Source organism: Dorea sp. MB18-49 (genome assembly GCF_023669465.1).
Classification (GTDB): Bacteria; Bacillota; Clostridia; order Lachnospirales; family Lachnospiraceae; genus Dorea_A; species Dorea_A longicatena.
In genome coordinates, this window is record NZ_JAMOYX010000001.1 from 205,646 (window position 1) to 221,515 (window position 15,870).

Here is a 15,870-nt window from a genome sequence, read left to right on the forward strand (position 1 = left end):
GATAAAAATAGAAATAAGGAGAACGTATCATGGGATATAACGTAGCAATAGATGGACCGGCAGGAGCCGGAAAAAGCACGATCGCAAAACTTGTAGCAAAAGAAAAGGGATACATTTATGTAGACACAGGGGCAATGTACAGAGGCCTTGCAATTCATTTCCTGAATAAGGGCATTGAACCGGGAGAGACGGATAAAGTGATCGAAGCATGTAAAGATGCAGAAGTAACAATCGCCTATGAAGATGGTGTGCAGCATGTATACCTGAATGGTAATGATATTTCATCACGTCTGAGAAATGAAGAAGTGGGGAACATGGCATCTGTAACATCTGCAATTCCGGAAGTGCGTAAGAAGTTACTGGAACTGCAGCAGAACCTGGCGAAGACACAGGATGTAATTATGGACGGAAGAGATATCGGTACATGTGTCCTGCCGGGCGCAGACGTAAAGATCTATCTGACCGCCAGTGTAGAGACCAGGGCGAAGAGACGGTATGACGAACTTAAGGGAAAAGGCGAGGACTGCAATCTGGAAGAAATCGCACACGACATCGAAGAACGTGATCACAGAGATATGACCCGTGAGATCGCACCGTTAAAGCAGGCAGAGGATGCAGTGCTGGTAGACAGCTCACACATGACGATCGAAGAAGTGGTAAAAGCAATCGTAGATTTGTGCAAATAGACAATCCGGCACAAAGCGGCAGACGAAGATAATGGTAATATATTTGAAAAAGAGCTGTGGTACAGAAAGGAATTACACTATATGAATGTTGAACTGGCAAAAACAGCAGGATTTTGCTTTGGAGTAAAGCGTGCAGTAGATACAGTGTATAAACAGATAGAAAAACATCAAAGTGAAAAGATATTCACTTATGGACCGATCATCCATAATGAAGAAGTGATCAAAGATCTGAGAAGCCATGGAGTAGAAGTCCTGAGTGATGAAGAAGAATTGAAAACAGTGGATGCGGATGTGGTTGTGATCCGGTCTCATGGTGTAGCAAAATACATTTATGATATCATGGATGAACGCGGGATTACATGTGTAGATGCGACTTGTCCTTTTGTGAAGAAAATTCATAAGATTGTTGCAGAAGAAAGTGCCAAAGGATCGTACATTGTGATCATCGGAAATGGCGAACATCCGGAGGTAGAAGGTATTCGCGGATGGGCAGGAGAACAGGTGACTGTGATACAGACTCCGAAAGATGCAGAAAGATTTGAATTGCCTGAAAAAGAACAGAAAGTATGTATCGTGGCCCAGACGACATTTAACTACAATAAATTCAAAGAATTAGTTGAAATTATTTCAAAAAAGAGGTATGATATAGTTGTTTTAAATACGATTTGCAATGCGACGAAAGAAAGGCAGACTGAGGCTCGTCAAATTGCAGCGAGAGTAGATGCTATGGTTGTGATAGGTGATAAGCGTAGTTCGAATACTCAGAAGCTATTTGAAATCTGCAAAGAGGAATGTTTGAATACGTACTATATACAGACACTTGACGATTTGGATATTAATCAATTAAGGTCCGTGGAATCAGTAGGTATTACAGCAGGGGCATCCACGCCCAATAAAATAATTGAGGAGGTTCAAAATAATGTCAGAATTAACTTTTGAACAAATGTTGGAAGAGTCTTTTAAGACAATAAGAAATGGAGAGGTTGTAGATGGTACAGTCATCGACGTTAAACCTGATGAAATCATCTTGAATATAGGCTACAAAGCAGACGGTATCATTACAAGAAATGAGTATACTAACGAAGCAAACGTTGATCTTACAACAGTTGTATCCGTTGGTGATAAGATGAGCGCAAAAGTCCTGAAAGTAAATGACGGAGAAGGACAGGTTCTGCTGACATATAAGAGACTTGCAGCAGAAAAAGGCAATGAAAGATTAAAAGAAGCATTCGAGAATCATGAAGTATTAAAAGCTCCTGTAACTCAGATTCTTGGCGGCGGATTAAGCGTAGTAGTTGATGAAGCAAGAGTATTCATTCCTGCAAGCCTTGTTTCTGACACATATGAAAAAGACCTGAGCAAATATCAGGGACAGGAAATTGAATTCGTAATCAGCGAGTTTAATCCTAGAAGAAATCGTGTGATCGGTGACAGAAGACAGCTTCTTGTTGCTGAACGTGCTGAAAAACAGAAAGAACTGTTTGCTAAGATTAACGTAGGTGACAGAATGGAAGGAACTGTAAAGAACGTTACAGATTTCGGAGCATTCATCGACCTTGGCGGAGTAGACGGACTTCTTCATATCTCTGAGATGTCTTGGGGACGTGTTGAGAATCCTAAGAAGGTCTTCCAGGTTGGAGATAAAGTAGAAGTGATGATCAAAGATATCCATGATACAAAGATCGCACTCAGCCTGAAATTCCCAGAGACAAATCCATGGGCTAATGCAGCAGAGGATTATGCAGTCGGAACAGTAATTACAGGTAAGGTTGCAAGAATGACAGACTTCGGAGCATTTGTTGAACTGGCTCCAGGAGTAGATGCATTACTTCATGTTTCTCAGATTTCAAGAGCACATGTTGATAAACCGTCTGATGTACTTTCAGTTGGACAGGAAATCACAGCTAAGATCGTTGATCTGAATGAAGCTGAGAAGAAGATCAGCCTGAGCATGAAAGCTTTAGAACAGCCGGAAGAAGCTGCAGAAGAGACAGACGCTGAGTAATATCAAATCAGATATACAGACAGGAAAGGATAGAGGAAAGCCTCTATCCTTTCTATGCCTGAGGATAGAAGGAAACCTGCCATTGGCAGGTTTTCTGTGCGTATGTGCATTTGTTAAAAATGCAACAAGATGTTCATGAAAATATACAATGAAATTAGTCACTTTCTATAGAAATTTGTCTATATTTCCTGTATATTATATAAAGAGTAAATAGGAAGGAAGGAAAAAAGGATGGCATTGTTAACATTTAAGGGTGGTATTCACCCGGATGACGGCAAGAGCCTGGCTAAAGATAAGGCAATTGTCGATGTAAAACCTAAGGGCGATCTGGTGTACCCTGTATCACAGCATATCGGTGCTCCGGCAAATCCTGTGGTAGCCGTTGGCGATCATGTTTTAAAAGGCCAGATGATAGCAGAAGCAGGAGGATTCGTATCTGCTCCGATTTATGCATCTGTATCTGGAACTGTAAAAGCAATCGCACCACATCTGAATCCGACAGGAGGAAGAGTGAACAGTATCGTGATCGAAAATGATGGCGAATACAAAGAAGTGGAATATCCAGCTGTAACTCCGTTAGAAGACATGAGCAAGGAAGATATCCTGAATGCGATTGGAACAGCGGGAGTAGTAGGTATGGGTGGTGCCGGTTTCCCTACGAGAGTAAAACTTTCACCAAAGGAACCGGAAAAGATTGATTACATCATTGCAAACTGTGCGGAGTGTGAGCCATATATCACAGCTGACTACAGAACAATGATCGAGACTCCGGAAAAGCTGGTTGGAGGAATGAAGATTATCCTCCGTCTGTTCGACAACGCGAAAGGAATCTTTGGTGTAGAGGACAACAAACCAGACTGTATCGAAAAATTAAGAGAACTGACAAAAGATGAACCTCGTATGGAAGTTCTGGCACTGAAGACCAAGTATCCTCAAGGTGGTGAGCGTCAGCTTATTTACGCTACAACAGGGCGCGCAATTAATTCCGCAATGCTTCCGGCAGACGCAGGATGTGTTGTAGATAATGTGGCAACAATGGTAAGCGTGTACCAGGCTGTTGTAGAAGGAAAGCCTTCAATGGAACGTGTTGTAACAGTAAGTGGGGACGCTGTTGCAGAGCCAGGCAATTTCAGAGTACCATTTGGCATCAATCAGCAGGAGCTTGTAGAGGCAGCAGGAGGATTTAAAACAGAGCCTGAGAAACTGATCTCCGGCGGACCGATGATGGGATTCTCTATGTTCTCATTAGATGTACCTGTAACAAAGACTTCTTCATCTATTCTTGGATTTACCAAAGATGAAGTGGCTAAGATGGAACCATCTGCATGTATCAACTGTGGACGTTGTGTAGAAGCCTGTCCAAGCCGCCTGATCCCATCGAGACTGGCGGATTATGCAGAACATCATGACGAAGAGAAGTTTACAAAACACGAAGGACTCGAATGTATGGAATGTGGTTCCTGCAGTTTCGTATGTCCGGCAAAACGTCCGCTGAAACAGGCAATCGGATCTATGAGAAAGATTGCATTGGCGAACCGTAGAAAGAAAAAATAAACTAGAAAGAAGAAGAGGTGAACAAAAGTGAGTGAGAACAATTTGAAAATGTCATCTTCACCACATATTCGTTCCAAAGCGACTACCAGCAATATTATGCTTCTGGTAGCCATCGCACTTTTGCCGGCGTCTGCATTTGGTGTATGGAACTTTGGACTGCCGGCATTCGGAATGCTGGTTACAACAACAGTTGTAGCAGTACTGACGGAGTACATATATGAAAAATTAATGCATAAAAAGATTACGATCAACGACTGGAGTGCAGCTGTAACAGGTCTGTTACTTGGTCTGAATATGCCGCCTACAGCACCATGGTGGATGGGTGCGATCGGTAGTGTGTTCGCAATCCTGATCGTAAAACAGTTATTCGGAGGTCTGGGACAGAACTTCATGAACCCTGCCCTCGGAGCAAGATGTTTCCTTCTGCTTTCATTTACAAGCCAGATGACAAGCTTTGTATATGATGGTGTGACAGGAGCTACACCACTTGCACAGTTAAAAGCTGGTAACGCAGTAAATACAATGGATATGCTGATTGGTAAGATTCCTGGAACCATCGGTGAGACATCTGTAATCGCTATCGTGATCGGAGCCATCTTCCTGATCCTGATGGGTGTGATCGATATTCGTATTCCTGGAACATATATTGTTACATTTGTGATCTTTATCGGAATCTTCGGACATATTGCAAATCCGGATGTCGGATTCTTTGATCCACAGTACATCACAGCACATCTCTGCGGAGGCGGACTGATGCTTGGTGCATGGTTCATGGCAACTGATTATGTAACATCTCCGATCACACCGAAAGGACAGTATGTATACGGTATTATCCTTGGCGTGTTAACAGGTCTGTTCCGTCTGTTTGGCGGTTCCGCAGAAGGAGTTTCTTATGCGATCATCATCAGTAACCTTCTGGTGCCATTGATCGAAAGAGTTACTCTTCCAAAACCATTCGGTAAAGGAGGAGAAAAATAATGAATAAGATTGTTAAGAATACACTGATCCTTACATTGATTACTGTAATTGCCGGATTCTTACTCGGAGCTGTATATGAGATCACAAAAGATCCGATTGCCCAGTCTCAGGAAAAGACAAAGAAAGAAGCATGGCAGGCGGTATTTTCAGATGTGAAGCTTGATGATTTTAAAGCAGAAGATGTAGATCAGAAAGCAGCAAGTAAGGCTGTAAAAGATATGGGTACAAATGCAACAGTTGATGAAGTCTGTACAGCAGGTGATGAAGGATATGTCATCACAACAACAGATAAAGACGGATTCGGCGGCAATATCCAGATCACAGTTGGTATTAAGAAAGACGGAACCATCAATGGTGTGTCTATCCTTTCTATCAGTGAGACAGCAGGACTTGGTATGAAAGCTACAGAGCCTTCATTCTATAATCAGTATGTGAATAAAAAAGCTGATAAATTCGTAGTTTCCAAAGACGGTGGCGACGGAGAACAGATTGATGCCTTAAGTGGTGCAACCATTACTTCAAGAGCTGTAACAGGAGCTGTCAATACAGCACTCGGATATTATCAGAATGCATTTAAGTAAATTAGGAGGTAGTATATCATGAATAAATGTACTGAAAGAGTATATAACGGTCTGATCAAAGAAAATCCTACCTTCGTTCTGATGTTAGGAATGTGTCCGACCCTGGCGGTAACAACATCCGCAATTAACGGTTTAGGTATGGGACTGTCTACTACAGTCGTACTTGTACTGTCAAATATGTTGATTTCCATGTTACGTAAAGTGATTCCGGATTCAGTCAGAATGCCGGCGTTCATCGTAGTCGTAGCATCTTTCGTAACAATTGTACAGTTCCTTTTAGAGGGATTCGTTCCAAGTCTGTATGATTCACTTGGACTTTACATCCCACTGATCGTTGTTAACTGTATCATCCTTGGACGTGCAGAAAGTTATGCATCTAAGAACCCGGTACTTCCATCTATCTTCGATGGTATTGGTATGGGACTTGGATTTACATTTGGTCTTACCTGTATCGCGATCGTTCGTGAGTTTATCGGAACAGGAGCTATCTTCGGTGTTCAGATTCTTCCACTTGCAGACGCAGCAGCAGGAAAAGGCGGATATGTACCAGTAACAATCTTCATCCTGCCTGCAGGAGCTTTCCTTGTTCTTGCATTCTTAGTTGCAGGTATGAACAAGCTTAAGAAACGCGCAGCAAAGAAAGGCAAGAAGATTGCCGAGCCACAGGGATGCGGTACAGACTGTGCATCATGCGGCGGATGCGGAAGCAAAGTATTCCCAACAGGGAATGAAGAGTAGGAGGAGTACATAGTATGAAAGAATTATTGATTATTGCAATTGGTTCAGCTATCGTAAATAACGTTGTACTCAGCCAGTTCCTCGGAATCTGTCCGTTCCTGGGTGTTTCGAAAAAGGTTGAGACTGCAACCGGTATGGGTGGAGCAGTTGTATTCGTTATTACATTATCATCATTCTTTACAGGACTGATTTACAAATTCATCCTGGTTCCGCTGGGGTTTGAATATCTGCAGACAATCGTATTCATTCTGTTTATCGCAGCTTTAGTACAGTTTGTAGAAATGTTCCTGAAAAAGAGTATGCCATCATTGTATAAAGCACTTGGTGTGTATCTTCCACTGATCACAACAAACTGTGCGGTACTTGGTGTGGCACTTACAAACGTTCAGAAAGAATATTCTATCATCGAAGGTGTTGTCAATGGTATTGGTACATCTGTCGGATTCCTGATCGCGATCGTGATCATGGCAGGTATTCGTGAGAAGATGGAATACAATGATATTTCAGAGTCCTTCCAGGGAACTCCGATCGTACTGATCACAGCTTGTCTGATGGCGATCGCGTTCTGTGGATTCTCAGGATTAATTTAGGAGGAGGCAGACAATGAGTGTTACAGGTATTATTCTTGCGGCAGTTATCGTAGGAGGCACCGGATTATTCATTGGTGTATTCCTCGGCGTTGCCGGTAAGAAATTTGCGGTAGAGGTAGATGAAAGAGAAGAAGCCATCTTGGGCGTTCTTCCTGGAAATAACTGCGGTGGCTGTGGTTATGCCGGATGTTCCGGACTTGCAGCAGCAATCGTAAAAGGAGAAGCTGAAGTCGGCGGATGTCCGGTCGGAGGCGCTCCGGTAGCAGCAAAAGTCGGAGAGATCATGGGCGTTGCTGCAGGTGCACAGGTACACGAAGTTGCATTTGTAAAATGTGGCGGAGACTGTGAGAAAGCAAAACAGGAATATGAATATCACGGACTGAACGACTGTACTATGGTCAACATGATGCAGGACGGAGGACCGAAAGCCTGTTCTTATGGATGCCTTGGAGACGGAAGCTGTGTTCAGGCATGTCCATTTGATGCAATTCATATTGTGAACGGTGTAGCAGTTGTAGATAAAGAAGCATGTAAAGCATGTGGAAAATGTGTAGCTGTATGTCCAAAACACCTGATTGAGATCGTGCCATACGATCAGAAACATCTGGTAAAATGTAATTCACAGGACAAAGGTAAAGCAGTTATGCAGGCATGTACAGCCGGATGTATCGGATGTAAGATGTGTGAGAAAGCATGTAAGTTTGAAGCTGTTACAGTGGAAAATAACATTGCGCACATCGACTACGAAAAATGTAAAGACTGTGGTGCCTGTGCAGTAAAATGTCCGAAGAAAGTTATCTCATAACAGGATGAAAAAGATATTGAAAGACGGATTTGTATTATTAAAAAATGATATAAAGAAGGCAAAATGGGCGGTTATATTTATAATCGCCTATTTTGTATTTGGAAGTCAATTTCTGCCGGGTATCTGCCCTTTGGTCTGGATTACGGGATTTCCCTGTCCGGCATGCGGACTTACAAGAGCAGGAATCCGGCTTTTGCATCTGGACTTCAAGGGAGCATGGAAGATGCATCCGTTTATCTATGCATTCGCAGCAGGTGTGGTGATATTTGCATGGAAGCGCTATATCTGTAAGAAGCCGATTGGAAAATGGTTTAAGACAGGCTGTGTCGTGTGTGTGGTTCTTATGGTGATTTACTACGTGTGGCGTATGTATCGGTATTTTCCGGACCAGCCGCCAATGAGTTATTACCACTATAATCTGCTTCGACTGCTCATGGATGTTGCGTTCGGAGCCCTGAAATGATAAGATAGACGCAAAAATAAGTAAGGCAAAGGAGAATGACAGATGGATGAAGAAAATAAGCAGGTAACCGCTGAAGAGGTCTACAGTTACGGTGAATCAACAGAAGAACCGGCAGGAGAGCCGGAAGAGAAGGCGGAACCAGAACCGGAAGCAACCGGATCAGAGGATTCACAGGATAATAAATTCGTATATCAGGACAATCAATACGATTACAGCCAGCAGTACAGCCAGAACAGAAATGAGCAGTCAGACAACTCTCCAATGGATCTAAAAGACTGGATACTGACATTGATCGTATTACTGATCCCGTGTGTTGGAATAGTCATGTATTTTGTATGGGCATTCGAAAGTAACGGTAATATTAACCGGAGAAACTTCTGCAGAGCACAGCTGATCATATTCGCAGTATTACTGGGAATTTATCTGGTGTTGTTTATGCTGTTCGGCGTGGTTGCATTTAGCCAGGTGGTGGGCTATTAAATTTGTTTGGGATTTAATTTATTAACTGGGAAGCGGCCTCTCAGTCCTTGAAGGAAACAATAGATAAGGCTTCTTGTTCAGGTTCCATACCATAAGAAACACTAAGAGAGTCAGAATCACCTAAAAGCAAAGGAACTACGCTCAAACTCGGCGTTCGCCTCAAACACGTTCGCTTCGTTCATTTAACGGTGCTTCTGACTCTCTAATTGTTTCTAACGGCATTCCACATTCACAATAATCCTTATCTATTGTTTCCTTCAAGTCGTGACTGGCAGCGGATATTAATAAATGAAATGCCCGGAAGTGTAACCCAGCGTAAGCCACTGCGGTTACGCATTTGCCATTTCATTCGTAAGGCATTTGATACCCACGGAATAAAAAGTAGGAAGCTGTTCCAGTGAATGTGAAGAAGGTGTTGGAAATAGTTAAGCGTCAAAATTATGCGTTGGGTTTTCGAAATTTGCCTGTTTGAGCCGAATGGCGAGTTGCAAATTTCGGAAGCCCGTTTTTAGCATAATTTTGACGCTTTAGTATTTCCCACCGACGGAACCTGAACAGGAACAGCTTCCTACTTTTTATGCAGGTCCGGGTAATCATGCCTTCCTGAATTAAATCCCAATTTTATGCACCTTCTCATCATCCGTAATAAATATCGCCTTCACTCCATCCATACTCTGGATCAGTTCCATTCCTTTCTCGTATCCCAGTAGAAAGCAGGTTGTGCTGAGTGCATCTGCTTTTGTAGAAGAGTCTGTGATGATCGATACACTGTAAAGATTGTTCTCGCACGGATATCCGGTTCGTGGATCCAGGATGTGATGATATAGTTTTCCGTTTTTCTTAAAATACCGTTCATAGATTCCGGAAGTTACAACTGTCTGGTCTTTTAACTGTACAGAGGTGATAGCTTCACCGGATTCATCGAAAGGTTTCTGGATTCCGATGTTGTATTTGCTTCCGTCGGGTTTGGTGCCGATGACATCAACGTTTCCTCCAAGATTGATGATCGCATGTTTTATCCCTTGCTTTTTGAGATATGTTTTCACCTGGTCGGCAATGTATCCTTTGGCGATGGCTCCCAGATCGATGCCGGCTTCGGGATCTTCCAGTGTAACGGTGTTATCCTGAATGTCGACCTTTGTGTAATCAACGTGGCTTACGGCCTGGGCAATGGCATCGGAAGATGGAACCGTTGGTTTATCTGCCTTGAAATCCCAGAGAGCCGATACCGGTTCAATGGTGAGATCAAAGGCACCGCCGGAAAGTTCGCTGTAATGGATACCCTCCTGAATAAGATTGGCCGTTTCGGAAGAGACAGTGAAGGGCTGACCGTTTGCGTGGTTTAATTTATAAAGTTCACTGTCTGTATTGGTGGTGGAGAAGATTGTGTCATATTTTTTGCAAAGTTTCTTCAGACCATCCAGAATACTTTCATCTGCAGGATCAAGGATCTGGATCTTGATGACAGTGTCAAAGAGCATGTCGGTATAAGTAAGATCCTGATCGGTCTGTGTACTGCTTTTTGCGCCGGAGCATCCGGTCAAGAGAAGAGCAGAGGCAGTGAGAACCGCACTGAGTTTTTTTATGATATTATTTTTTTTACATTTCATAATACTAATAACCTCGTAGTTGATGATTTTCTATCATGTATTTACATAACTTGTAGTATAACATGAAAAAAAACAGATGCAAACCAAACATATTTTCTTTTTTGTTGAATGGGACAATTTCTTGTGATAGAATAGTACCGTTAGTAGACAAGGAGAGAACGTATGAATTGGAAGAAAAAAGATGCGGTTCTTATATTGACAGTTCTTTTGATTGCCGGTGCAGCTTTCGGTGTACATGAATTTGCCGGCGGGGATGGAGCTGATACCGTGACTGTGAAGGTGGATGGTAAGGTGACAGGAACCTATCCGCTCGCAAAGGATCAAAAGATTAGGATCAATGGCGGTACGAATATACTTACGATAAAGAACGGAAAAGCGAAGATGACAGATGCAGACTGTCCGGATCAGTTGTGTGTACATCAGAAAGCAGCTTCAAAGAATCATGAGAGCATTATCTGTCTGCCGAATAAAGTAGTGGTTGAGGTAGACGGAAGTGAAGAAAGTGAATTCGATGCAGTGGCAAATTAGGAGGGACATTGTGAAGAATAGAGTGGCATATTTTGGAGTGTTTACGGCACTGGCGCTGATATTCAGCTATGTGGAGACGCTGATCCCTATCAATTTCGGAATCCCGGGAGTGAAGCTCGGGCTTGCGAATCTGGTGATCGTGATCGCGTTATATAAGATGAAGCTGACGGAGGTATATCTGTTGTCTGTGGTCAGAGTACTACTGTCAGGATTCATATTTGGAAATTATTTCAGTATCATTTACAGCCTGGCCGGTGGATTGTTAAGTCTGACGGTAATGGCACTCTTGAAGAAGAGCAAAGGATTCAGTGTGATGGGAATCAGTGTGGCGGGCGGAGTGTTCCACAATGTGGGACAGCTGATCGTTGCAATGCTTGTGGTGGAGACATTCAGTGTCGGTTATTATTTCCCGGTGCTTCTGGTCGCAGGACTGATTACCGGACTGGTGATCGGGATCGTGTCGGCGGAAATGTTGAAGAGAATTAAGAATATACAGTTTTGATGGAGGAACTATGATTACATATATACGTGGAATTCTGGAAGGAATGGAAGAAGACAAAGTCATTGTAGATGTCGGCGGTGTCGGATATGGAATCTACATGGCAGGGAACGCAATGGGCAGGCTTCCGGCTCTTGGAAAAGAAGTAAAGATCCACACACATCTGCATGTTAAGGAAGATCTGATGCAGTTGTATGGCTTCCTTACCAGGGATGAACTCCGTGTGTTCCGGCTTCTGATCGGTGTCAGCGGGATCGGACCGAAAGGCGGTCTTGGGATTCTTTCGGCACTCGGACCCGATGATCTGAGATTTGCGGTTGCGTCGAATGATGTAAAGGCAATACAGGCGGCACCGGGAATCGGTAAAAAGACGGCGGAGAAGCTGATTCTGGAATTAAAAGACAAGTTGAAGCTGGAGGATGCGCTTGAGAATGCCGCGAATGCAGTGCAGAACACGGCAGATACATCTGCAGGCATGGCAAATGAGATGACAGGAGAAGCGGTACAGGCACTGGTTGCACTCGGGTATGGCAATACCGAGGCATTAAAAGCAGTCAGACAGGTAGAGATTACGGAAAAAATGAGTGTGGAAGATGTTCTCCGTCAGTCTCTGAAATATATGTTGTAGAAGGTAAGGCAGACAGATGAGCAGAAGAATTATGACGACTGAGAATCTGGAAGAAGATGTCAGGATCGAGAATCATTTAAGACCTCAACTTCTGGAAGATTACATTGGTCAGACAAAAGCAAAAGAAATGCTGAAGATTTATATTGAAGCGGCAAAGGCGAGGGGCGAGGCACTGGATCATCTTTTGTTCTATGGACCGCCGGGACTTGGAAAGACGACACTTGCGGGAATCATTGCCAATGAGATGAATGTAAATATGAAGATCACATCAGGACCGGCGATCGAAAAGCCGGGAGAGATGGCGGCAATCCTGAATAACCTGCAGGAAGGGGATGTCCTTTTTGTAGATGAGATCCACCGCCTGAACCGTCAGGTGGAGGAAGTGCTGTATCCGGCAATGGAAGACTATGCGATCGATATTATGATCGGAAAGGGCGCTTCGGCAAGATCGATCCGTCTGGATCTCCCAAAATTCACCCTGGTAGGGGCAACGACAAGGGCAGGTATGCTGACAGCGCCTTTGCGGGACCGCTTCGGTGTGGTGACCAGGATGGAATATTATACGGTCGAAGAACTGAAGATGATTATTTTACGTTCGGCAAAGGTTCTGGAAGTCGGGATTGATGAAAATGGTGCATATGCGATGGCGAGACGTTCGCGGGGAACTCCGAGACTTGCCAATCGTCTGTTAAAGCGTGTCCGGGATTTTGCCCAGGTGAAATATAACGGCTACATCACAGAAGAAGTGGCGGATTATGCACTGGATCTTCTGGATGTGGATAAGGAAGGTCTGGATCAGACGGACAGAGGGATCCTTCTGGCTATGATTGAGAAATTCGGCGGCGGCCCGGTCGGATTGGAGACGCTTGCGGCATCGATCGGAGAAGATCCGGGTACGATTGAGGATGTATATGAGCCATATCTGTTGAAGAATGGGTTTATTCAGAGAACTCCAAGAGGAAGAGTCGTGACGGATGCGGCATATGCCCATCTGGGAATTTGTAAGGAAAATGAATAAAATAGTTGGTTTTTCTTACAGATTAGTTTATAATAGTTATCAGAAATTATGAAAGTTCGAGGAGGCTTCTTATGGCATCATCAAAAAACTATACAGAAGTATTAATAGGAGGAAAGGTTTTTACTTTAAGTGGATTTGAAAGTGAAGACTATTTACAGAAAGTTTCTACATATCTGAACCATAAGCTGGACGAATGCAGCAATAGTGAGGGATATCGCAAGCAGAGCGCAGAGACCAGAAGTATTCTGTTGGCGCTGAACATTGCGGATGATTACTTTAAGGCGAAGAAGCAGGGCGGTACACTGGAAAGTGATATCGAGGCAAAAGATAAAGAGATGTATGACTTAAAGCATGAACTGATATCCGTTCAGATCAAGCTGGAGAATGCAGAGAAAGCGATGGACAAGCTGAAGGAAGAGAATAAGGAACTTCAGATGAAGATCGTACAGCTGGAAACAGAGATTAAGAATAATAAGTAAAAATTAGGCTGTCGTATGACAGCCTTTTTTACAAGTTTGGAATAAAAAGAAAGAGTTGAAAAAGACAGGATAGGATACTATGAATAGAGATGTAGAGATATTAGCTCCGGCAGGGTCGATGGAGTGTCTGCGGGCAGCGGTGGCCGCAGGTGCGGATGCAATATACCTTGGCGGTACAAAATTTGGGGCGAGAGCATATGCACAGAATCTTTCGGAAGAAGATCTGGTGCAGGCAATTGAATATGTGCATATTCATGGAAGAAAGATTTATATGACGGTGAATACACTCCTGAAAGACAGGGAACTGAATGAACTGTATGCGTACCTGCTTCCTTATTACAAGGCAGGACTGGATGGAGTGATTGTACAGGATATCGGTGCGGTTAAGTTTATAGGAGAATATTTCCCTGAAATGCCGGTGCATGCCAGTACACAGATGACGATCACCAATACACTTGGAGCAGACTTCTTAAAAAGATACGGAATTACGAGAGTTGTACCGGCAAGAGAACTTTCTTTAAAGGAAATCCGTGATATGAAGAAACAGACAGGACTGGAGATGGAATGTTTTGTACACGGAGCCCTTTGCTATTGTTATTCCGGACAGTGTCTGCTAAGCAGCATGATTGGTGGACGAAGTGGCAACAGGGGACAGTGTGCGCAGCCATGTCGTCTGCCTTATCAGACAGAAGGAAAGAAACCGGCGGATCTTATGAGTCTGAAAGACTTGTGCACAATTGACATTTTACCGGAACTGATCGATGCCGGGATTGATTCGTTTAAAATAGAAGGAAGAATGAAGCAGCCGGAATATGTATATACGGTTGTAAAAATGTATCGTAAATATGCAGATCAGTATCTGAAACTTCAGAAAGAAGGCAAAGGAAAATCCTCGTATCATGTATCAGAGGCAGACAAAAGAGAGTTACTTGCAACTTATCAGAGACGTGGTTATTGTGAAGGCTACTATTATCAGCATAACGGCAAGGACATGGTATCTTTGAAGCGTCCAAAGAATGGAAGAGATGGAAGTGCAGAGGAAAAGCCATGGCAGGATATAAAAGTACAAGAAAAAATTAATGGTATTTTAACACTTTCTGTCGGAAACCGTGCTAAACTAACAGTATCATGCGGTGATGTTACTGTAGAATGTATCGGACAGGAAGTGCAGGCGGCACAGAAGCAACCGTTAGATCCGGCAAGAATCGAAAAGCAGATGCGCAAAACCGGTAATACAGAGTTTACATTTGATAATCTGGAGATTCTGATTGAAGGAAATGTATTCCTCCCGATGCAGGCATTGAATGAACTGCGAAGAGAAGGTATTGAAGAACTGACGGAGCAGATACAGATGCAGTATAGACGGGAAGAAGCCGGTTGTGGAATGAAAAAAGCAACAGCGGGATTCGATAGCGATGCGGATGGTGTAACAGAAACAGCAGGCAAAAAAGAATGCTGTATATCTGCAAGTGTACAGAACAAAGCTCAGCTTGATACAGTGGTAAACAGCAAAATCCGGTACATCTATCTGGAGGAGGATGTAGAATTTGAACGGGAAGACGGTGTACAGTATTTCCTTGCCATGCCATATATTTTCAGAGAGAATACGATCAAAAGATATGAAAAAATGTATACAGAGATCGAGAAAAAATATGATGGTATTCTGATCCGGAACTGGGAAAGCTATGCGTGGCTGAAACGGCATGAATATCAGAAAGAAATCCGCAGTGATTATAACCTTTATATATTTAATCGGAAGACAAAAGAGGAATTGAGACGATTGGGAATTGCCCGGGGAACGGCATCAGTGGAATTGAATGACCGTGAACTGGCAAGAATTGGAATAGAGGAGCAGGTGTTTATCGCATATGGTTATCAGCCGGTGATGATCAGTGCAGGATGTATCCAGAAGACCAGTGCTTCCTGTGATGGAAAAGGCGGTGTACTTTCGATTTCGGATCGTTATCAGAAGAAGTTTGCAGTCAGACGATATTGCAGAGACTGCTATAATGTGATGTATAATTCGGCTCCGCTGTTCCTAGCCGATAAGGCAGAAGAGGTACATGCATTGGCACCCGCAGAATTACGTCTGGACTTTACGACAGAAAGCAGCGGACAGGTGAAAGAGATCTGTCATGCATATACGCTCGCATTCGAAAAAGGGTGTAAGACAGAACCTCCGATGCAGGACTATACAAGAGGACATTTTAAAAGAGGAGTAAAGTAGG

General features: G+C 43.4%; 18 protein-coding genes. 17 read left to right on the top strand and 1 reads right to left on the bottom strand.

Translation table 11 applies throughout. The annotated features are described in order from the left end of the window. Nucleotides 1–29 precede the first annotated feature (29 nt). The 11 genes from cmk to NCY30_RS01125 all read left to right on the top strand — a co-directional run bounded on the left by cmk (nucleotide 30) and on the right by NCY30_RS01125 (nucleotide 8,880). On the top strand, nucleotides 30–686 hold the full coding sequence (gene cmk, locus NCY30_RS01075) for a (d)CMP kinase (RefSeq protein ID WP_055302801.1): 657 nt from the start codon (nucleotides 30–32) through the stop codon (nucleotides 684–686). An 81-nt stretch (nucleotides 687–767) separates the two neighbouring features. After that, nucleotides 768–1,625, top strand: coding sequence for a 4-hydroxy-3-methylbut-2-enyl diphosphate reductase (ispH, locus tag NCY30_RS01080; RefSeq protein WP_055302803.1), 858 nt, complete (start codon nucleotides 768–770; stop codon nucleotides 1,623–1,625). Then, nucleotides 1,606–2,691: a 30S ribosomal protein S1 gene (gene rpsA / locus NCY30_RS01085; protein WP_006427339.1), complete on the top strand. Its 1,086-nt coding sequence runs from the start codon at nucleotides 1,606–1,608 to the stop codon at nucleotides 2,689–2,691. Before ispH ends, rpsA begins: the two co-directional genes overlap by 20 nt. A 231-nt stretch (nucleotides 2,692–2,922) precedes the next feature. Then, the gene (gene rsxC, locus NCY30_RS01090; protein WP_006427340.1) at nucleotides 2,923–4,245 is read left to right on the top strand and encodes an electron transport complex subunit RsxC; all 1,323 of its coding nucleotides are present in this window, start codon (nucleotides 2,923–2,925) and stop codon (nucleotides 4,243–4,245) included. Nucleotides 4,246–4,293: 48 nt separating this feature from the next. Next, nucleotides 4,294–5,223 (top strand): RnfABCDGE type electron transport complex subunit D, encoded by a 930-nt coding sequence (locus NCY30_RS01095; RefSeq protein WP_044919926.1) that lies wholly within the window; start codon nucleotides 4,294–4,296, stop codon nucleotides 5,221–5,223. Then, complete coding sequence (locus NCY30_RS01100) at nucleotides 5,223–5,804, top strand: RnfABCDGE type electron transport complex subunit G (protein ID WP_006427342.1); 582 nt, start codon at nucleotides 5,223–5,225, stop codon at nucleotides 5,802–5,804. The genes NCY30_RS01095 and NCY30_RS01100 overlap by 1 nt, the downstream gene beginning before the upstream one ends. A gap of 18 nt (nucleotides 5,805–5,822) precedes the next feature. Beyond that, nucleotides 5,823–6,542, top strand: coding sequence for an electron transport complex subunit RsxE (rsxE, locus tag NCY30_RS01105; protein ID WP_250818402.1), 720 nt, complete (start codon nucleotides 5,823–5,825; stop codon nucleotides 6,540–6,542). Between the two features lie 14 nt (nucleotides 6,543–6,556). Beyond that, a complete protein-coding gene (locus tag NCY30_RS01110) occupies nucleotides 6,557–7,132 on the top strand; it encodes an electron transport complex protein RnfA (protein ID WP_022415658.1) in 576 nt (191 codons plus the stop codon). A 13-nt stretch (nucleotides 7,133–7,145) separates the two neighbouring features. Further along, nucleotides 7,146–7,937, top strand: a complete 792-nt coding sequence (locus tag NCY30_RS01115; protein WP_022415659.1) for an RnfABCDGE type electron transport complex subunit B — start codon at nucleotides 7,146–7,148, stop codon at nucleotides 7,935–7,937. A 16-nt stretch (nucleotides 7,938–7,953) separates the two neighbouring features. Further along, nucleotides 7,954–8,400: a DUF2752 domain-containing protein gene (locus tag NCY30_RS01120; protein ID WP_226853708.1), complete on the top strand. Its 447-nt coding sequence runs from the start codon at nucleotides 7,954–7,956 to the stop codon at nucleotides 8,398–8,400. A gap of 42 nt (nucleotides 8,401–8,442) precedes the next feature. Continuing rightward, on the top strand, nucleotides 8,443–8,880 hold the full coding sequence (locus tag NCY30_RS01125) for a hypothetical protein (RefSeq protein ID WP_055180404.1): 438 nt from the start codon (nucleotides 8,443–8,445) through the stop codon (nucleotides 8,878–8,880). 608 nt (nucleotides 8,881–9,488) lie between these two features. Here the strand turns inward: NCY30_RS01125 and NCY30_RS01130 are convergent. Next, entirely contained in the window at nucleotides 9,489–10,490 is a 1,002-nt protein-coding gene (locus NCY30_RS01130; RefSeq protein ID WP_250818403.1) for an FAD:protein FMN transferase, read from the bottom strand. Between the two features lie 162 nt (nucleotides 10,491–10,652). Here NCY30_RS01130 and NCY30_RS01135 point away from each other — a divergent pair, with 162 nt between their 5' ends. The 6 genes from NCY30_RS01135 (at nucleotide 10,653) to NCY30_RS01160 (ending at nucleotide 15,869) form a co-directional block, all read left to right on the top strand. Continuing rightward, entirely contained in the window at nucleotides 10,653–11,018 is a 366-nt protein-coding gene (locus tag NCY30_RS01135) for a NusG domain II-containing protein (protein WP_022415565.1), read from the top strand. Between the two features lie 10 nt (nucleotides 11,019–11,028). Then, entirely contained in the window at nucleotides 11,029–11,520 is a 492-nt protein-coding gene (locus tag NCY30_RS01140; protein ID WP_028085834.1) for a Gx transporter family protein, read from the top strand. A 10-nt stretch (nucleotides 11,521–11,530) separates the two neighbouring features. Further along, the gene (gene ruvA / locus NCY30_RS01145) at nucleotides 11,531–12,145 is read left to right on the top strand and encodes a Holliday junction branch migration protein RuvA (RefSeq protein WP_173784642.1); all 615 of its coding nucleotides are present in this window, start codon (nucleotides 11,531–11,533) and stop codon (nucleotides 12,143–12,145) included. A 16-nt stretch (nucleotides 12,146–12,161) separates the two neighbouring features. Then, entirely contained in the window at nucleotides 12,162–13,163 is a 1,002-nt protein-coding gene (gene ruvB, locus NCY30_RS01150; RefSeq protein WP_173784643.1) for a Holliday junction branch migration DNA helicase RuvB, read from the top strand. 71 nt (nucleotides 13,164–13,234) lie between these two features. Then, entirely contained in the window at nucleotides 13,235–13,642 is a 408-nt protein-coding gene (zapA, locus tag NCY30_RS01155) for a cell division protein ZapA (RefSeq protein WP_006427639.1), read from the top strand. Nucleotides 13,643–13,721: 79 nt separating this feature from the next. Continuing rightward, nucleotides 13,722–15,869, top strand: coding sequence for a peptidase U32 family protein (locus tag NCY30_RS01160; RefSeq protein WP_173784644.1), 2,148 nt, complete (start codon nucleotides 13,722–13,724; stop codon nucleotides 15,867–15,869). Nucleotide 15,870: the final 1 nt, after the last annotated feature.